The organism is Methylobacterium sp. J-118 (assembly GCF_057836565.1).
In genome coordinates this window covers 4,740,431-4,759,293 of record NZ_JBYQFA010000001.1, presented here as the reverse complement: position 1 = coordinate 4,759,293, position 18,863 = coordinate 4,740,431, and the positions used below count along the sequence as shown (strand labels likewise).

Annotated in this window: 16 protein-coding genes; 12 read left to right on the top strand and 4 right to left on the bottom strand. The window is 66.0% G+C overall.

Going from position 1 to position 18,863, the window contains the following annotated elements; genetic code table 11:
- Window positions 1-12 precede the first annotated feature (12 nt).
- Complete coding sequence (locus AC3IF3_RS23310; protein ID WP_279574530.1) at window positions 13-768, top strand: sulfite exporter TauE/SafE family protein; 756 nt, start codon at window positions 13-15, stop codon at window positions 766-768.
- On the opposite strand, the gene AC3IF3_RS23305 is transcribed toward AC3IF3_RS23310, so the two are convergent.
- Window positions 742-2,247: an aminotransferase-like domain-containing protein gene (locus tag AC3IF3_RS23305; protein WP_489218440.1), complete on the bottom strand. Its 1,506-nt coding sequence runs from the start codon at window positions 2,245-2,247 to the stop codon at window positions 742-744. The two genes, AC3IF3_RS23310 and AC3IF3_RS23305, sit on opposite strands and share 27 nt — an antisense overlap.
- A 416-nt stretch (window positions 2,248-2,663) precedes the next feature.
- On the opposite strand from AC3IF3_RS23305, the gene AC3IF3_RS23300 reads away from it, so the two are divergent.
- The 11 genes from AC3IF3_RS23300 to AC3IF3_RS23250 all read left to right on the top strand — a co-directional run bounded on the left by AC3IF3_RS23300 (window position 2,664) and on the right by AC3IF3_RS23250 (window position 12,561).
- A complete protein-coding gene (locus tag AC3IF3_RS23300; RefSeq protein WP_243999556.1) occupies window positions 2,664-3,035 on the top strand; it encodes a DUF971 domain-containing protein in 372 nt (123 codons plus the stop codon).
- Between the two features lie 64 nt (window positions 3,036-3,099).
- Window positions 3,100-4,851, top strand: coding sequence for a fumarate reductase/succinate dehydrogenase flavoprotein subunit (locus AC3IF3_RS23295; protein ID WP_243999554.1), 1,752 nt, complete (start codon window positions 3,100-3,102; stop codon window positions 4,849-4,851).
- A gap of 25 nt (window positions 4,852-4,876) precedes the next feature.
- Window positions 4,877-5,110, top strand: coding sequence for a 4Fe-4S dicluster domain-containing protein (locus tag AC3IF3_RS23290; RefSeq protein WP_149312599.1), 234 nt, complete (start codon window positions 4,877-4,879; stop codon window positions 5,108-5,110).
- Between the two features lie 8 nt (window positions 5,111-5,118).
- On the top strand, window positions 5,119-6,084 hold the full coding sequence (locus AC3IF3_RS23285) for a HEAT repeat domain-containing protein (RefSeq protein WP_489218438.1): 966 nt from the start codon (window positions 5,119-5,121) through the stop codon (window positions 6,082-6,084).
- A 166-nt stretch (window positions 6,085-6,250) separates the two neighbouring features.
- On the top strand, window positions 6,251-7,027 hold the full coding sequence (locus AC3IF3_RS23280) for a Crp/Fnr family transcriptional regulator (RefSeq protein WP_489230502.1): 777 nt from the start codon (window positions 6,251-6,253) through the stop codon (window positions 7,025-7,027).
- 164 nt (window positions 7,028-7,191) lie between these two features.
- The gene (locus AC3IF3_RS23275; RefSeq protein ID WP_489231357.1) at window positions 7,192-8,616 is read left to right on the top strand and encodes an ABC transporter substrate-binding protein; all 1,425 of its coding nucleotides are present in this window, start codon (window positions 7,192-7,194) and stop codon (window positions 8,614-8,616) included.
- 6 nt (window positions 8,617-8,622) lie between these two features.
- A complete protein-coding gene (locus AC3IF3_RS23270) occupies window positions 8,623-9,513 on the top strand; it encodes an ABC transporter permease (protein WP_489218436.1) in 891 nt (296 codons plus the stop codon).
- A gap of 81 nt (window positions 9,514-9,594) precedes the next feature.
- Window positions 9,595-10,455: an ABC transporter ATP-binding protein gene (locus AC3IF3_RS23265; protein ID WP_489218435.1), complete on the top strand. Its 861-nt coding sequence runs from the start codon at window positions 9,595-9,597 to the stop codon at window positions 10,453-10,455.
- 23 nt (window positions 10,456-10,478) lie between these two features.
- On the top strand, window positions 10,479-10,817 hold the full coding sequence (gene fdxA, locus AC3IF3_RS23260) for a ferredoxin FdxA (RefSeq protein WP_489218434.1): 339 nt from the start codon (window positions 10,479-10,481) through the stop codon (window positions 10,815-10,817).
- Between the two features lie 17 nt (window positions 10,818-10,834).
- Window positions 10,835-11,608, top strand: coding sequence for a ferredoxin--NADP reductase (locus AC3IF3_RS23255; RefSeq protein WP_489218433.1), 774 nt, complete (start codon window positions 10,835-10,837; stop codon window positions 11,606-11,608).
- A 29-nt stretch (window positions 11,609-11,637) separates the two neighbouring features.
- A complete protein-coding gene (locus AC3IF3_RS23250; protein WP_489218432.1) occupies window positions 11,638-12,561 on the top strand; it encodes a DMT family transporter in 924 nt (307 codons plus the stop codon).
- A gap of 298 nt (window positions 12,562-12,859) precedes the next feature.
- Here AC3IF3_RS23250 and AC3IF3_RS23245 read toward each other — a convergent pair whose 3' ends face one another.
- The 3 genes from AC3IF3_RS23245 to AC3IF3_RS23235 all read right to left on the bottom strand — a co-directional run bounded on the left by AC3IF3_RS23245 (window position 12,860) and on the right by AC3IF3_RS23235 (window position 18,859).
- Window positions 12,860-13,504 (bottom strand): hypothetical protein, encoded by a 645-nt coding sequence (locus AC3IF3_RS23245; protein ID WP_489230501.1) that lies wholly within the window; start codon window positions 13,502-13,504, stop codon window positions 12,860-12,862.
- A 610-nt stretch (window positions 13,505-14,114) separates the two neighbouring features.
- Window positions 14,115-16,499: a type IA DNA topoisomerase gene (locus AC3IF3_RS23240; RefSeq protein WP_489218430.1), complete on the bottom strand. Its 2,385-nt coding sequence runs from the start codon at window positions 16,497-16,499 to the stop codon at window positions 14,115-14,117.
- Window positions 16,500-17,959: 1,460 nt separating this feature from the next.
- Window positions 17,960-18,859 carry a hypothetical protein gene (locus AC3IF3_RS23235; protein WP_489218429.1) on the bottom strand — a complete coding sequence of 300 codons (900 nt, stop codon included), beginning with the start codon at window positions 18,857-18,859 and terminating at the stop codon, window positions 17,960-17,962.
- Between the last annotated feature and the right edge of the window lie 4 nt (window positions 18,860-18,863).

Below are 18,863 nucleotides of genomic sequence, written 5' to 3'. Positions count from 1 at the left end.
CCCACTCTTCCGATGCCCGAGCCGGCATCCCTGATCGCGATCGCGGCCGCGATCTTCGCCGCGGCGCTGATCCGCGGCTTTACGGGCTTCGGCTTCGCCCTGGCGGCCGTGCCGCTGCTCGGCTTCTCGCTCCCACCGAGCCAGTGCGTCCCGCTCGCGGTCGCCCTCCAGTTCTGCGCGAGCCTGTCCGACCTGCCGCGGGCGCGCCGAACCTGCCATTGGCCCTCGCTCCGCTGGCTCGTCGCCGGCACGGCGATCGGATCACCGCTCGGAGTCGCCGCGCTGGCTGCGGCCAGCCCGGACGTCGCCCGGCTCGGCATCGCGCTGGTCTGCGGTTGCGGGACCGTCGCGCTCCTGCGCGGCTTTCGCTTCGCCGGGCTTCCGCGCGGCAGCGCGACCCTGGCGGTCGGGGTCACCGCCGGCCTGTGTAATGGGCTCGCGGCGATGCCGGGTCCGCCCGTGGTCGCCTATTACCTCGCAACGCCGCTTTCGCCGCAACAGGGGCGCGCCTCGCTGCTGGTGTTCTTCCTGGCGACGTCGATCGCCAGCGCCGTCAGCCTCGCGACCGCCGGGCTCTTCGGGGTCTTTCTGGCGATCCCGGTTATCGTCGGCATTCCGCTCATCGTCGCCGGCAGCCGGCTCGGCGAGGCGCTTCTCAGGCTCGGTGCCGGACGGGGGCATCGCGCCCTGTCGATCCTGCTGCTCTGCACCGTCGCCGTCACGAGCGTGGTACAGGCGGTCTCAGACTTGCTCGGGCATACCCTGTGACATGGGGATTCCAGCCGGCGTGACCAGTTCCGCGAGGCGGGTGAGGCCCGCCTCGATCCGGTCGGTGCGGATCGAGGCGAAGCCCAGGCGGAAGCAGGCACGGCCGGCCTCCGGATCGGCGTAGAAGATGTCGCCCGGCTCGATCAGGACGCCGCGGGCGCGGGCGCGCACGCTGAGATCCCGGGCATCGAGGCCGACAGGCCCCTCCACCCAGAAGCTCGTGGCCCCCGGGTCGCGCCGCCAGCGGAACGCGGGCAGGAGGCGGGGCAGCAGGCCGGCGATCCGGACGGCGCGCTCCTCCAGGACGGTGGCGGTCCGGCGCAGATGCGTGCGGTAATGCCCGAGCGCCACGAACATCGCGGTGGCGCGCTGATTGTTCGAGGGCGGATGGCGCAGCATCAGCCGCCGCAGCACGCGCAGCTCCGCGATCACGGCCCGGGGCGCCACCACGTAACCGACCCGCAGGCCCGGCGCGAGCACCTTCGAGAAGCTGCCGACATAGATCACGCGGCCGTCCGTATCGAGGCTCTTGAGGGACGGGATCTCGTCCGCCAGCGCGAGGTCGGCCTCGTAATCGTCCTCGACCAGGACGACGTCGTGCCGCCGCGCGGCTTCGAGGAGGGCGCGGCGCCGCTCCAGCGGCATCACCGCGGTGGTCGGGCACTGATGCCCCACAGTGACGAACGCCACGTCCCGGCTGGCGAAGGCGGCATCGGGCACGACCCCGTGCCGGTCGATGGCGAGCGTCGCGAGGTCGTCGGTGGCGAGGGTCAGCATGTTGCGGGTATCGGGATAGCTGGGGTCCTCGACGCCCGCCGCTGTGTCGCGGCCGACCAGCAGCTGGATCAGCAGCGAGAGGGCCTGCTGCGAGCCGATGGTGACCATCACCTCGTCGGCGCTCGCGAAGATGCCCCGCCGCGGCAGCACCTGCAGGCGGAGCTGCTCCACGAGATCGGCGTCGTCCTCGTCGATCAGATCGCCCGCCCAGGCGTTGATCTCGGATACCCCGGAGGCGGCCCGCACGCTCTCGCGCCAGTCGTTGGCCGGGAACAGGGACGGATCGAACTGTCCGAATAGGAAGGGATAGGGATAGTCGAGCCAGTCCCGGGGCTTGGTGATCTGCCGCAGCTGCGCCGGCCGGACCGCGAAGCGCCGAGACCACGCGATGGTTCGTCCGTGGGTCGGTCCGCGTGTCTCAGAGACGGTCAGATCCGGCGCCAGGAAAATCCCGCTGCGCTCGTGAGCGACCAGGAAACCCTCGTCGATGAGCTGCTGGTACGCGTTCACCACGGTGTTGCGAGCGACCCCGAGCAGAGCCGCCAACTGGCGCGTCGAAGGCAGCCGAGCCTCTGCGGTGAACAGCCCCCGTTCGATGGCGGTCACAACTGCCCGACGGATCTGCAGGTGTAGCGCCAAGCCACTCCGGTCGAGTTCCCCGAATAGCTGTGTCCAGGCGAGGGCATGATCGGTGACAGTCATGGCATGCGACTCCGGCTTCGGACACATCACCCGAGGCAAGGATGGCGCCAGCGATCCAGGATCGGCGCATCCCCTTGGGAAGTCCGTTCTGGAGACGGCGTTACGGCTCTCTCAGCGACCGATATGGGTGCGAAGCCGAACGGCTGCTTGTCGGTTGAGGCGTCGGTCGTAGCTCGGATAAGTCGAGGCGCGTGGTCCCAGGATGATCGATCCTTCCGCCGGCCGATCTGAAGCGGCGTCGGCGGCATTAGGTCTGGTCCCGGAGCCGCGAACAGCTTACGCAACGCCCCGTTGAGCGCACCGTGTACGAGTGATGCGCATCTCCTGCTGCCGCCTGACTGAAATTTCGGGCAACTAATTGCTGTCGGACCAACCGCTCCTGGGCTTCTGTGACGAAGGCATCAGAGGAGGAGCGTATGGCAAACCGCGCGATCGAGCTTCCGAGCCCGCCTCCGTTCGATCCCGAGGCGATCCCCAACGCCGCGACCCTCTCACGCGGCGGGACCGCGCTCAGACTGATTTGGCATGACGGACTGACCGCGACGCTGCCCGCTGAGCATCTGCGTCTTCGTTGCCGGTGCGCGTGGTGCACCCGCGATCGGGCCGCGGACCGCTTCCCCGACGCCTTCCCCGACATCGCGGTCACCCGCGTCGAACCCATCGGCGGCTATGCCGTCCATATCGCGTTCACCGACGGTCACGCCCGCGGGATCTTCCCCTGGGCTTACCTGCGTGCCCTCGCGGCCGAGGCCGACGACAGCCCGCGAGCCGCGGCGCAGGCCGCCTGAACCCCCGATCCGATTCCTCGGCGATCGCACGAGCGCCGCCACTCCGCTGACGCGAGACCTTACCATGAGCGCCTTCGAATCCTCGACGAAGACCGAGATCCTCGAGACCGACATCCTGGTAATCGGCGGCGGCACCGGCGGCCCGATGGCCGCCATCAAGGCCAAGGAGGCCGACCCAAAGCTCCGCGTCGTCCTGATGGAGAAGGCGAACGTCAAGCGCTCGGGCGCGATCAGCATGGGCATGGACGGACTCAACAACGCCGTCGTGCCGGGCTACGCCACGCCCGAGCAGTACGTGAAGGAGATCACCGTCGCCAACGACGGCATCGTCAACCAGAAGGCGGTGATGGCCTACGCGCAGGGCTCCTTCCCGATGATCCAATACCTCGACAAGCTCGGAGTCAAGTTCGAGAAGGACGGGTCGGGCGAGTACAACATGCGCAAGGTCCACCACATGGGGACCTACGTGCTGCCGATGCCCGAGGGGCACAACGTCAAGAAGGTCCTCTACCGGCAGCTCCGCCGCCTTCAGGTCGGCGTCACCAACCGCTACATGGCGACCCGGCTGCTCAAGGGTCCGGACGGTCGGATCGCCGGCGCCATCGGCGTCAACACGCGCACCTCCGAGTTCCTCGTGGTGAAGGCCAAGGCGGTGATCCTCGCCTGCGGAGCGGCCGGGCGACTCGGCCTGCCTGCCTCGGGCTACCTGTTCGGCACCTACGAGAACGCGGCCAATTGCGGCGACGGCTACGCGATGGCCTACCATGCGGGCGCGCAGCTCGCGAACCTCGAATGCTACCAGATCAACCCGCTGATCAAGGACTATAACGGGCCGTCCTGCGCCTACGTCACCGGCCCGTTCGGCGGATACACGGCGAACAATCGCGGTGAGCGCTTCATCGAGTGCGATTACTGGTCGGGCCAGATGATGCTGGAGTTCTGGCGTGAGCTGCAGGGGGGCAATGGCCCGGTCTTCCTCAAGATGGACCATCTGCGCGAGGAGACGATCTCGGAGATCGAAACCATCCTGCACTCGAACGAGCGGCCCTCACGCGGGCGCTTCCACGAGCGGCGCGGCACCAATTACCGGAGGCGCCCCGTGGAAATGCACATCTCCGAGATCGGCTTCTGCTCCGGCCACTCGGCCTCTGGCGTCTTCGTCGACGAATTTGCCCGCACCACGGTCCCGGGCCTCTACGCCGTCGGCGACATGGCGAGCGTGCCGCACAACTACATGCTTGGTGCCTTCGTGAACGGCGGCATCGCCGGCGCCGATGCTGCCGCGTACTGCTCGGCGAACGCGCTGGCGGACCACGACGAGGCCGATATCGCTGCCGAGCGCGAACGGGTCCTGGCGCCGACCCGGCGCGACGATGGCCTCACCCCGCATGAGATGGAGTTCAAGACGCGCCGCCTGGTCAACGACTACCTCGAGCCGCCGAAGGTGACGGCCAAGATGGAACTCGGACAGCGCCGCTTCGCCGAGATCCGCGAGGACCTCGACCTGCTTTGCGCCCGCGACCCGCACGAGCTGCACCGGGCGCTGGAGATGCAGACGATCCTCGACTGCGCCGACATGGCGGCCGCGGCCTCGCTCTACCGCACCGAGAGCCGGTGGGGCTTCTATCACCTGCGCGTCGATCACCCCGAGACCGACGACGCGAACTGGAATTGCCACACCGTGCTGTTCAAGGATGGTCAGGGCCAGATGGCCCACGCCAAGCGCGCGGTCGACCCGTTCATCGTGCCGGTCGCCGCCGAGGAGATGAGCGCCTACCACCAGCTCCGTATCAAGACGCCAGCCGCTGCCGAATAGCCCCCCACGAACCGGAGATCGATCCATGCCGATCATTAATCAGGCCAGCAGCGCCGCGGTCGTCATCGACGACGAGAAGTGCATCGCCGAGAAGGGCTGCCGCGTCTGCGTCGACGTCTGCCCGCTCGACATCCTCGCGATCGATGAGACGCGGCAGAAGGCCTACATGAAGTACGACGAGTGCTGGTACTGCATGCCGTGCGAGGTCGACTGCCCGACGAACGCAGTCAAGGTCAACATCCCGTACCTGCTGCGCTGAGGCCGACCATGAGCCCCGTATTCGATTCCTTCGACGACGACCTGGATGACGTGGCCGAGCGCTGCGCCAGCGCCGATGCGGTCGTCCGGCGCGTCGCGATGATGGAGCTCGCCGAGGCTGTCGGCCCCGAGGCGAAAATCCTGCTCCTGAAGGGTCTCGGCGACCCGGACGCCACCGTTCGTGCGGCCGCCGCCAGGGCCCTGGACGAGCACGACGGCGCGGACGTCGTCGAGGGCCTGGTGCGCTCCCTGGAAGACGCCGACGAGGCCGTGCGGCGCACCGCCGCCGACACCCTCGCCGAGAAGAAGGAGCCGACCTGCGGCCCACTGCTGATCGAGCGCGCCGAACACGCCGACCCCTTCGTGCAGGCGTCCGCCCTGCGGGCGCTGCGCGAGCTCGTCCTGCCGGACGCCCTGTCGGCCGCATTGAAGGCGCTCCAGAGTTCGGCGCCCGAGGTTCGCCGCGAGGGCCTCGGCGTCATCGGCTACCTCAAGGCCGAGGAGGCGCTGCCCGCGCTGATCGCCACCGCCGGCGATCCCGACCCGACCGTCCGGCGCGCGACGATGGCGGCGCTGGTCTTCCTGCGCCCCGGCGGCCCGGGCGTCTCCACGTTGATCGCCGGCCTGTCTGACGACAACTGGCAGGTGCGCGAGGAGGCAGCGGTCTCGTGCGCCAAAATCCGGCTGCCCGAGGCGACGCCCCCCCTGATCACGGCGATGGATGATCCCGTCTGGCAGGTCCGTATCAAAGCCGCCAACGCTCTGGGCCGGATCAAAGCCTCGGCCGCCGTCGACGTTCTGGGGGGCGCATTGGCTTCGGAGGTGAGTAACCTGCGCAAGGAATCCGCCGCGGCCCTCGGCGAGATCGCCGACCCACGCGGTCTCGCTGCCCTTGAGGCGTCCTCCAACGATCCCGATCCCGACGTCCGCAAGCTCATCCAATGGGCCATCGGGCGCTGCCAGGGACGCCCCTGACTGATCCAACTGACGTCGGTTCGATGCGGCACCTCTCCCATCCGGGGGGGCGCCGTATCGCGTCCACAGACGGCTCGCCGGCAGCCGGATGCCACATGCGAGCTGGGACAGTTTAGAGCTGGTACAGGGTTTGCGGCGACATCCCTGCAAGACGCAGGAGATGGCAATGCAGACCACGGCGCCGATACGCCCGTCTCAGGCCCCGGCGGGGCTGCACACCCAAGCGAACGCCCTTCTGCTGTCCGATGCGGCACCCAGGACTGGCGCCGGCCAGCGCTCGCTGCTCGACGGATTGACCGAACGCGAGCTTGCCCTCGTCGTGGAGAAGGGGCGACGCCGTGTGCTCTACCGCGGCGCGACCCTGTTCACGCAGGAGACGCCGAACGACGGGATCTGGATCGTCGAGAGCGGCCGCATCCGGGTCTTCTACGCGGCGCCTTCCGGTCGCGAGATCACGCTGGCTTACTGGTACCCCGGCAACTTCGTCGGCGGGCCCGACGTGTTTGGCACCGGCCTTCACAAGTGGTCGGGCATGGCGGCGAGCAATTCCAGTGTGCTGCACCTGCCGGGCAAGGCGCTCAAGCAGCTCGTGACGCAGATCCCGACGCTGGCGATCGGGGTCATCGACGGCCTGACCTTCAAGGGCCGCTGCTACTCGACCCTAGCCCAGATGCTCGGGACTCGCTCGATCACGGAGCGTCTCGCCCATCTCATCCTGCACCTGTGCGATCTCTACGGCGTGCCGGAGGAGGACGGGACCGTAATCGCGGCGACCTTTACCCACGCCGACCTCGCCCATATGGTCGGCGCCACCCGGCAATGGGTAACGATCAGCCTGAAGCGCCTTTCGGAGCAAGGGGTCGTCGCGACACGGCGCATGCAGATCGTCGTGCTGCGCCCTGAGATCCTAGCGCAGCTGCGTGGCGGCGAGGAATGCGCTTAAATCTGAAGCTTCCCGCTCAAATCGACAGCACATCCGGGCCGACACAACCTTTTTGCGCAACTAATCGACCTGCGCGCGCTCTCAGTGTTTGATCGAACTCGTCGCCGGGTCCGATCATGCCCGCGATGTCCTTGCGGCATCGGACCGACATGACGGAGCGGGCGATGGCAAGACGGTTCCCCGGGCTCGGATCGGTATCCGCTCTCGCACTTCTCGCAATCACCGGCACCGGGATCGGTACGCCGGCCCGCGCAGAGACCCTGACTGTCGGCATTGGCACGCAGGACACGACGACCAACACCGCGACCGTGGGGGTGGTTATCCGACAGCTCAAGCTGCTCGAGAAGTACCTGCCCAGGACCGGGAAGTACGCCGACAAGACCATCCAGCTCGACTGGCAGAACTTCACCTCTGGGCCGCCGGTCACAAACGGCATGATGGCCGGCAAGCTTCAGTTCGGCGCCATGGGCGATTACCCGTTGGTCGTCAACGGCGCCACCTTCCAAGACAATCCCGAGAGCAAGTCGCAGCTGATCGCGGTCGCGGCGTACAACCTCTACGGTTCCGGCAATGGCATCGTCGTCAACAAGGACTCCGAATACTTCTCCTTCGAGGACCTGAAGGGAAAGGTTGTCAGCGTGCCCTTCGGCTCAGCTGCCCACGGAATGGTTCTGAAGGCGCTGCAGGACAAGGGCTACCCGGCCACCTACTTCCGCCTGGTGAGCCAGAGCCCGGAGGTCGGTTCGACCAACCTTCAGGAGAAGAAGATCGACGCGCACGCCGATTTCGTCCCCTTCGCCGAGCTGCTGCCGTTCCGCGGCTTCGCCCGTAAGGTGTTCGACGGTGTCGAGACCAAGCTGCCGACCTGGCACGGTGTCGTCGTGCGCACCGATTTCGCCAAGCAATACCCCGAAATCGTCGAGGCCTACGTCAAGGCGGTGCTCGACGCCGACGCCTGGGTCAAGGCAGACCCGAAGCGCGCCGCCGAGCAGATCGCGACGTGGACCGGCACCGACAAGGAGGTGGTCTACATCTTCCTCGGGCCCGGTGGCATCATGACCATCGATCCCACGATCAAGCCGCAGCTGATCGACGCCGCACGCGAGGACGTGAAGGTTCTGCAGAAGCTCGACCGGATCAAGGCGTTCGACGTCGGTCCGTGGGTCGACGACGCGTATCTGCGCCAGGTCTTCGCCGAGCGCGGTCTCGACTACGAGCAGCAGCGCGCGAGCACCACCAACTACGAGGTGAGCGGCGAGGACACGTTTTGCAAGAAGACGATCACCGAGCCGCGTAAGGCCGGCGAGATCTGGGTGAAAGGCGGCGCGATACAGCCCTATTCCACCACCGCCTGCACGCTCGGCGCGCTGAACGAGATGAAGACCAAGGGGCAGCCGGTCGACGTCGCCTACGTCTTCGACACCGCCCGCGGCATCAAGCTGTTCGCCCGCGAGGCCTTCTACGTGGTCGACAGCAAGGGCGGCATCGCGCCCTTCCTGCTGAAGCAGGATGCCGAAACCGCGGCTCAGGGCGGCGGCAAGGTGATGCCCTACGACGAGGCCCTCAAGGCCGCTGTGACGGGAGGCTAAACCCTCATGGAAGCTGTCGCCCTCCGGTCCACCGCCGAGCCCGAGCCGCCGCGAACGGCGACCCTCGCGCCGCCGTCCGCGTCTGCCCAACCCACAACCGGCCGCACCCGCCGCTGGCTTCGCCTGCACCATGGTGAGTTCCGCGCCGCGCTGATCGGGCTCGCGTCGCTCATCCTGTTCGTCGCCCTCTGGCAGTATCTGACTGCCAACCGCGTCACCCTCTACGTGCGGTTCCTGAACATACCCACGCCGATGGACGTCGTGGGCCGGGCGGTGATCGCTCTGCACAACCCGGTCTTCGGCGACCACGTGCTCATCTCCTGCCGCCGGATCCTGTTTGGCTTTCTCCTGGCCGGCGGTGTCGCAGTCCCGCTCGGTCTCCTCATGGGCCGCTATCACCTCCTGCGCGAGATTGCCTTCCCGATCTGCGAGGTGCTGCGGCCGATCCCGGCCATCGCCTGGGTTCCGATGGCGATCATGCTCTGGCCGACGAACGAGGGATCAATCATCTTCATCACCTTCCTCGGCTCGTTCTTCCCGATCCTGATCAACACCCTCCAGGGCATGGTGCAGGTCGACCCGGTGCTGGTGCGTGCCGCCCGGTGTCTCGGAGCCAGGGAAGTAGCGGTGTTCCGCGAGGTCTACCTGCCAGCCTCGTTGCCGCAGATCTTCACCGGGCTGACGGTCGGCATGGGCGTGGCCTGGGTCTCGCTGATCGCCGCCGAGATGATCTCCGGCCAGTTCGGCATCGGCTACTTCACCTGGGAGGCCTACTCCCTGGTCCAGTACCCGGACATCGCGCTCGGCATGATCACGATCGGGCTGCTCGGGCTCGGCTCGAGCTTCGCGATCCGGCTCATCGGCCGCCTCGTCATGCCCTGGGCCGCCTCCCGGTAGGACACCCGACGGTCCCGCCGCCTTCCGCGGGGCGGTGCCCCACGAGGCGGATGCCCGTCCCCATCAATCGAGGAGCCTGCCATGCCCGAGCCGAGCCGAGGCCTGATCGAGGTCCGCGACTTCTGCCTGCGGTACGAGTCGATGGAAGGCGCCGTCGAGGCCGTCTCGAATACGTCACTCACGGTGCAGCCCGGCGAGTTCATATCGATCATTGGCCCATCCGGTTGCGGAAAGTCGACGCTGCTCAACGCCCTGGCCGGTTTTCTCACGCCATCGTCGGGACAGGTGACCGTCGACGGCGAGGCGATCTCGGGGCCGAGCGCGGACCGGGGCATGATCTTCCAGCAGTACTCACTCTTCCCGTGGAAGACGGTGCGCGAAAACGTCGAGTTTGGCCTGAAGATGAAAGGGCTTCGGCGGGGCGAGCGCGAGCGTCAGGCCCGCACGCTCCTCGGCCTCGCCGGTCTCACGCCGTTCGAGAACCACTACCCCGACCGACTGTCCGGCGGGATGAAGCAGCGGGTCGGCATCGTGCGCGCACTGGCCACCGGTCCGCGCATCCTCCTGCTCGACGAGCCGTTCGGCGCCCTCGACGCGCAGACCCGGCTGATCATGCAGCAGATCCTCACCAACATGTGGCAGCGCCTGAAGATCTCGGTGCTGTTTGTGACCCACGACATCGACGAGGCAATCTTCCTCTCCGACCGCGTCTACGTAATGACCGCCCGTCCCGGGAGCATCAAGGCCGAGATCGTCGTGCCGCTGCCCCGCCCGCGACAGCCGGCCCTGACCCTGTCCTCCGAGTTCCTTGGCCTGCGCCGGGGGCTGATGTCGCTGATCCGCGAGGAGAGCATCCGCGCGATGGGCGGGGAGGTCAGCGCCGATGCGATGAAGGGCCTGGCCATCGATGTCGAGGGCCAGGATCTCGCCGCGCTGCTCTAAGCTCCGCGCTAACGGGTGAAGCCATGACCTACGTCGTCACCGAGAACTGCATTCGCTGCAAGTACACCGACTGCGTCGAGGTCTGTCCGGTCGACTGCTTCTACGTCGGTGACACCATGCTGGTGATCAATCCGGACGAGTGCATCGACTGTGGCGTGTGCGAGCCGGAGTGCCCGGCCGATGCCATTAAGGCCGATAAGGAGCCGGGAACGGCAGGCTGGAAGGCTTTCAACGCCAAGTACGCCGACCTCTGGCCCAACATCACTGAGAAGACCGAGCCGGCCGGCGACGCGGCGGCGTGGGACGGCCGCGACGGCAAGCTGCTCGAAGCGTTCGGGAATGCGGATCCGGCGGTCGCCTGAGTCAGGAAGAAAAAGCCATGAGCAAGTTTCATGAGGAGCGCGTCCTCTCGGTCCATCACTGGACCGACAACCTGTTCTCGTTCCGCACGACCCGCGATCCGGCGTTCCGCTTCCGCAACGGCGAGTTCACCATGATCGGCCTGGAGGTCGAGGGGCGGCCGCTCCTGCGCGCCTATTCGGTCGTCTCGGCCAATTATGAGGAGGAGCTGGAGTTCTTCTCGATCAAGGTCCAGAACGGGCCGCTGACCTCAAAACTCCAGCATCTCAAGGTCGGCGACCCGATCATCGTCGGCAAGAAGCCCACCGGCACGCTGGTGCTCGATAACCTGCTGCCGGGCCGGCACCTCTACCTGCTAGGCACCGGCACGGGGCTGGCGCCGTTCCTGTCGATCATCAAGGACCCGGAGACCTACGACCGGTTCGAGAAGGTCGTGCTGGTCCATGGCTGCCGGCAGGTGCAGGAACTCGCCTACGGCGAGACCATCACGGAGACGCTGCCGAAGCACGAATTCCTGGGCGAGATGATCTCGAACCAGCTGGTCTACTACCCGACCGTGACCCGGGAGCCGTTCCGCAACCACGGCCGGATCACAGACCTGATGGTCTCGGGCAAGCTGTTCGAGGATACCGGCCTGCCGGAGATGTCGATCGAGAACGACCGCTTCATGCTGTGCGGCAGCCCCGACATGATCCGCGACACCCGGGAGCTCCTGACCTCCCGCGGCTACGAGGAGGGCAACCACGGCGAGGCGGCCCACTACGTGATCGAGAAGGCCTTCGTGGGGAAGTAGGGAGCCCGGATCTCGTGCGACTCCCTCGCGTGACACGCACGCAGGCCGGACGGCTCTTCCTCCTCGCCACCGCGACGGGCTGGGGCCTCAACTGGCCGGTGCTCAAGCTGGTCTCTCAAGACTGGCCGCCGCTGTTCGCGCGGGGCGTCGCCGGTCTCATCGCGGCCTCCGGACTGGGCCTTCTCGCCTACGGGCGCGGTGAGCGCCTGACGGTGCCGCGCGCACTTTTCGGACGGCTCGGTCTCGCCGCCGCGATCAACGTCTTCGCCTGGATGGGTTTCACCGGTCTGTCCCTGAGATGGCTCACCGTGCCGGAGGGGGCGCTCCTGGCGTACTCGATGCCGGTCTGGGCCGTGCTTCTCGCCTGGGTTCTGCGCGGCGAGCGTCCGGACCAGCGCGGGTTCGCGGCCCTCGCACTCGGCATCCTCGGTATCTGCGTCCTCGTCGACGGCACCGGAACCGGTCTGATCCTTCGGAAGGCGCCCGGCATCGCCCTCGCCCTGGCCGCGGCCATCCTGTTTGCGTTGGGAACGATCCTTGAGCGAAGGCCGATCGGCTTACCGCCGATCGCCCTCACCGCGTGGCAGGTCGGGCTCGGCTGCCTTACGATGACGCTGATCAGCCTGTTCACCGAGGCGTCCGACATCAAGGGCCTGAGCCTGCCGAGCCTAGCCGGCATCAGCTACATGGCGATCGGCCCGCTCGCACTCTGCTACCTCAGCTGGCAGGCCGCCCTACGCCGGCTGCCGACAGGCATGGCGACCACGGGCATGCTGTTGGTGCCGATTATCGGCACGGCCGCGGCTGCGCTGGTGCTCCATGAGACGATCGGATCGCGACAGATGCTCGCCTTTGTCCTGACGCTGAGCGGTGTCGGCCTGGCTCTGCAGAGGAAGGTGGTGCCGACGTCCCCGACGGCCTGCGCGTCGTCGAGCGCGGGCCTGGTACGCTGACGCGCAGGTGCACGCGGACGAGCGAGACGTCCGCTTCTGGGAAGCACTTCATTGCGGCAGGATGTCCGGGTTGGGCGCATCGCAGAATGTCTGCTTGCAAGCAGCCCCTCGACTTCCATAGTCCACCCTAAGCCAACGTTGTCGGTGCCCGGCACACAACCGCTTCGGGGAAGCTATGGCAACCGTCCGCATGCCCGACGCGGGTGCCTTCTGAGCGTAGAAACCCCCGCTTCGTCGACGCTCGTCGGCCGGCAAAGCTTGAGTGCCTTGCCAGCCAGTTTGCACATTCGCGTCGAGTTCAAGCTTCGGCTGCCGCGGCCGCGTTCGGATGCAGCAAGGCCATCTCATCGCGCTGGCGCATCAGCAGCGGCAGATCCGGCCAGTCGCGCCATTGTAGGGTGAACTCGCCGCCCGGCTTCGAGGCGACCACCACCGCCTCATACCAGCCGTCCTCCTCGCCCTCGGTGATTAGGACCAAGCTGCCGATCGCGATGCCGGCCCAACTGCGCGGATATCGAGGATCCACGGGGCCCGACCCGCCAGGGCAGCCCTCGTCGCCGTTAGCGGGCTTCTCAAAGCTGTGAGCAATCAGTTTGATGCCGTTGGTAGTCGAACCCCTCGACCCGTCGGCGAGTGTCTGCAGGCGCTCATAGACCTCCTTGGCGACGAACGGCACGAAGGCACGGCCCGAACTGAAGACCCGGCCTCGAGGCAGTTCAGCGGCGGCCGAGCGCTGAGCGTCGTCGCACAACACGAGTGCGCGGAACCCTATCGTCTCAGCAGCCTTCGTAGCGAGGCTCACATCCGGGGTGGGAAACCATGCCGCGTGAGGTTTGCCGCCCTTGTCGAGTCCGAAAACGATGAGGGCCGGTACCGGCTTGGCGAGCGGGCTCTCTGCTGGGGGGAGTGCGCCTTTCGGCTTCGTAGCGGTGGCTGCGGTCATAGAATGCTCCAGAAATGCGAAGGGGGCCTCTGATGAGACCCCCTCGGGATGGTTGCGAATGGCTGAGGCCGATGCAGAAGGCCCGGCGGTGGCGCTAGGCAGCTCGGCTTCAGGGTTAGTGGTGGGTGCCTCATGGCGGCCCTCAACGAAGGCCACGAAGCGGCGGCCCAAGCTCAGCTATCAGATTATATTCCTATTTGTCAAGGTGAGCCCACCCGGGCGTACTACGCCAATGGGGCGAAGCTAATGGTTGCTATTCGCTGCGATGCCGGCCTCCGATCTTTTTTGGTCGTCAGGAACGGCCGCTTGTCGGCTCTCTGAGCGGTCTTGATTGCGGCGTGATCGTCAATGGGAGCCAATCGGCATCAGCGTCACTTCTATCGATCGAGCCGGGCGCACCTTGAGATCCGCCAGGCGAGGCAGATGAGCCGATGGACCGTGAGCGCGACCGCGACGTGGCTGAAGACCTGATCGAGGACGCCCGCAAGCAGACGGGCCATACGAGAAGACTGAACGGCCGGGTCAGGGCACTGACCAGCCGGGCGGTGATGATCCCGCCAAAACACCGAAGGACTGACGGCGCTCAGGCATCGACCTTCCGCCGGTCCCCTCAGGCTGGACGTCGAGTGGCTGCCTGTCTCGGCGCCGGTGCCGCCCTGCCTTGCCGCTTGCTGCGCCCGGCAGGCTCCCTGGCTTTGACTGCGCCGGAACTCGGCGTCTCCGCTTCACGCTGCGGCCGCACGGCGTGCGCGTCGAGGAAGCGCCGGCACGCGTCAAAGCCGGTCTCAGCCTCCCGCGGGCAGATGATGCCACACTGCTCGGCCAGGCTATGTGCGTACTTGAGCATCGCCGCGCTCGGAGTCCGGTGGTCGCCCGATCGGTCGGCGTCGCCATCCTGAGGTACGCGTGGCCCGGCGTGGGTGTCGAGAAAAGACCGGCACATGCTGATGTTGCTCTTGCAGCCGCGCGGCAGCTTCACACCCCTTCTCTCCGCCAAGCTAACCGCAAACGACACCATGGCCGGCGTCGGCGGCCGGTTGTCGGCCTGACTGAGCGGGATCAGGCTCGGATCGAGGCTGACGACGGGCGAGTTCGCGATCGCGGCGATCAGCTCATCGAGGCGCGCGCGCGTGCGCTGTCGGAAGGCGTTCGCGCGCTCGACGGCCACGGCACGCGTGGCCGCACGACCGATCTCGGCCAGTTCCGCCTCGAACAGGGCGCGTCCGACCGGGTCACCGTAGGTCGGAAATACACGCCGCACCGCAATCATGAAGGCCAGCCCGACCTCGGTCACCTCGATGGCCGGGTCTTTGCCGTTGGCCAGGGTGATGTAGCGGCTCTTCAGGAGCTTGGGCAGGATCGTGTCGCGGGTGGCGGCCGTGCCGAGGCCCTTAGGCTCGTTCGGGTTGACCGGGTTCTCCAGGGCGCGCTTGACCGCCGGATCATCGACCTGGTCGATCAGCCGACCCATCACCACCGGCAGCTCGCCTCGAGTGATGCGTCGCGGCGGCTCGGTCATCGCGGTGGCGACATCCGCGCCCGTGGCCGATGCGCCCTCCCCGTCGTTCACAAGTGGCAGACGCGCGGACGTGGCCTCGGCCTCTCGCTTGGCCTTGCCGGGTACGACGTCCGCTTCGAGTTCGGCTTCGCTGCCGTAGATCGCACGCCAGCCCGGGGCGCGGATGACGCTGCCCGACACGGCAAACCGCTTCGCGCCCAGCGGCGTTCCGACCTCGGCGGTAACGCTCGTGCGGGCGTCGATGCCGTCGGGCAAGTGGGCGGCGAGAAAGGCTTTCGCGACGAGCTCCCACAACCGGAACTGCTCGGCGGTGAGACGGCCGCGTTCCGGCACCTTGCGTAGGGGCACGATGGCGTGATGCTCGCCCGGGTCCTTGACGTAGTGGCCCTTCGCCCCGCGTCGGATCAGGGGCGCCTCGCCTCCCGGGATGACGTCACGCACATCGGTCAGCTCGGTCGCGATGGCGGTGACGATCGCAGCGGCATCACCCGCCTGCCCCTCCGGCAGGTACTCGGACTCGGTGCGCGGGTAGCTGAAGTAGCCCTGATCGTACAGCTCCTGGGCGAGCCCGGCCGTGTGCTGCGGATCCCAGCCGAACCGCTTGGCGCAGCGCCGCGCCAAGGTGTCCTTCGAGAACAGACGGGGCGGTGTGCGGCGCACGTCCTTGTGCTCGACCGCCAGAGGGCCCGACCACGCTGCGGCGGCAGTTCGGATCGTCTCTGCGACGGCCGGGTCGAAGATCCGATCCTTCGGGGCGTGCCACAGGGTCAGTTCGGCACCGGACTGGGTGGTCAGGTGCAGCGCGACCTTGAAGAAGTCCTGCGGCACGAAGGAGCGGATCCGCTCCTCCAGGTCGGCCAGGATGGCGAGGGTCGGCGTTTGCACGCCGCCAAAGCGCCAGGGCTCCCGGAAGGCGGGCGGGCGCAGGCGCAGCGAGATGGCCCGCGTGCCGTTCAGGCCAAGGTGGTAATCCTCGTACTGCCTACAGAGTGCCTCAAGGTAGGCGGCGTAGTCGCGCTCGCCTGAGCCCGGCTCCTTGGCCAGGGCTGCGAAGGCGCGCCGGATCGAGACGTCGTCGAGCGCGCCGAGCTTGAGCCGGTCGACGCGGCCGCGCCAGCCCAGATGCTCCAGCACCTCCCAGGCGATCATGGAGCCCTCTCGCCCGGGATCGGTCGCGATGATCACGCGCTCGACGCCGCTCAGCGCCTGTCGGATTGCGGCGATCTTCGGCTCGTGCGACTGGCCGGACCGATTGGTGCCGCAGCTGACCGGGATCGTGGCGAGCTTGATGGGCAGCGCCTCGAAGCGCCATAGCTTCCACTCGGGCCGGATGCTACCCGGCTCCTCGGCCGATAGCAGGTGCCCCTCGGCGGCCACGCAAACGGTGTTCGGCGAGCGGAAAAAGCGCTGCAGCTGCCGCATGGCCGAGGGCTTCTCGAAGAAGAACAGCGTGCGGCTGGAACTCGGAGGTGACATCTCGCTATCCGCGGAGGCGCCCGCTGCACATGGCAGCCTGTTCGTATTTTGTTCTAAAAAGGGTTCGCGCGCAATCGCGCTGAGTGAGAAGCCGCAACGCCCTCGCGCCCAACACTCTAAAGCGAAGAAGCTTCTTCTAGTTACGATTGGGCACTCGAATGGATCTGTATCAAACGCACGGATGGGGCAAAGCCAAGGGCAAAATTTCCTAAATCGGACTTTTGCGTCAAGCACTTGGCGGGGCTGAGTCCCACCAAGTGCAGGCACGTTCCGGTTAGATGAGCCGGCGCAACGTAGGCCGATGAGGATCCTTGCCCGAGCTCACATTGTGAAGGAGTAACCGGTTCCACAAGGGCCATCGTTCTTGGAATAGATCCGCCTCGTCGGCGAAAGACGGATGTAAGGTATTGAATTTCGGCCGTCTCTCGGCTGACATATGTTGGTCGTAAGTTCGAGCGAAGATGCGGTGCTTGAAGACGTAAGAAAGCATATGAGGTTGATTTAGCACCGGTTCAATACTGAACGAATGACAGGAGGTGCTACCGGGTCGGAACGTATGGGTGAGCCGGTCGAACGCCTCTTGACTGATTGAACCAGAAACGAGCACACAACTAGAAACCCGCCATATTGCAGCGATGCTACCTCTAGTTCCTAAGGAAATATCGATGCCACCGATTGCGATTGCATTGGGCATCGATTCGAGCAAAGCTTGCTTTTGCTGATCGAGTAGTCTTCCAAGATCAAAATCGACGAGCAAGCCTTTTGCCACTAATGCACTGGGCGGAGTCCACCACAATTGGACCCACGGATCATTCTCCCCAAGGACATGCTCTGCTTGCGCGAGGAGCCGCAGCCGATACCGCCTTGCGCACACCGGGCAAACCCCAGAGAAGCATCGGTTGTCCTTTCGGCAGAGTTTCAAACGCTCGAGGATCCCTTGAGCGGCTCGGCCCCTGTTTTTCTCTAAACGCTCCATAGTGCGGCTGGCTGCTCGGCGACAAATTTCGAATGATTCGTAGCGAGATATGTATGATTTTAAGTCAGTCATAGTTCGTCTCCAGTTGATGGAGGCCACTACAAGCAACCAAAATTCTGCCGCGTCAAATTTACAAACAAGATTTAGGTTGTTTAAACTCGTCCATGATTGACCGATAAGGTCCAAGAAGAGCTAGATCACATTTACGTGATGGGTTCGATCGAAATTACGACTCTGGAAAATTTAACTTCTAACTCATGATCATCTAACGAACCCCCGCGTTGCTCGTCGTCGCAGCGAGCGGGGGTTCGTTTTTTAACGGCTGAGCTTTGCCGAATAGAGCTATTCCTGCTGTAGCGAGGGAGAAGCAAAGGGCTGAGGTAAAACCCCTGGCCGTGCCTCTCATCCATCGAACACGTATCTCGGACCGCTCGATGGCGAGCACATCGTGATAAGGACGGCGCTATCAACCTCACGCCACCCTTCATCGCCGCGACCAGGGCTGCCGCTGTTTCCAGGCTCGAAACTGCTTCAGCGCCTCATCCCGGATTGCATTAGCGAGCGCGGTCCCCTCGCGGTTGCCGAAGAGGAGTCCGTCGAGGGTGCGGCCGGCCATGACGTCGAGCAGGCGAACCCGCTGACCGGTACGTAGCCAATCCTTCTTGATCCGCCACGCCCGGGTGTCGAAGCCGGTCAGCGGCTGATCGCGTGAAACGGTCCGCAAAAAGACGGTGCGGTAGACCTTCTGTGGGGCCTTCAGCGCGTAAACGAACTGGCGCACGATGTCGTCGTCAGGCACCGCCTGAACGTGCACCGAGGTCACGCCTTCCTTGATGCTGGCATGCCGGGCACGGAGCGGCTGGAGGATACCATCGAGCTCCTGACGCGTGGCCCCCCAGGCGAGCAGGTGGCAGTGCCAAGACACCGAGTCGAACACGGCCCAGCCCGATGAGGACCAACGGGGAAAAAGCGCGACCTCGACCATGCCGATGAAGGGCAGGTCGCCTAAAGCCTGCCGGGCCACTTGCTGCAGGTGATAGATCTTGAAGTGGGCGGCCTCGCTCATGCACCGTCGATCCGACCGCAGTGCACGGCTAGGCGCGAACCGATCCTCGAGGGAAAAAGCGTAACGCGCGGGAGTGACCGTCACGAAGCAGCGCGGGCCATATGCGATGCCGGGCTCAGCAGCGACGTGCTTCAGGGCGATTTCGGCAAAGGCGATCCGCGAATAGGCGTTGTTGGCGTAAAGTGCGTGCGCGTTGGACCGCTGAAGCTCGTCGAGCGCATCGCGACAGGCGACCTGCTTGTAGTTCTTGCGCGGGTATTCGAGGTAGTCCTTTATCCGATCGTCAGCCCGCAGGTGAACCTCGGCGAAGGTGGCCATATCG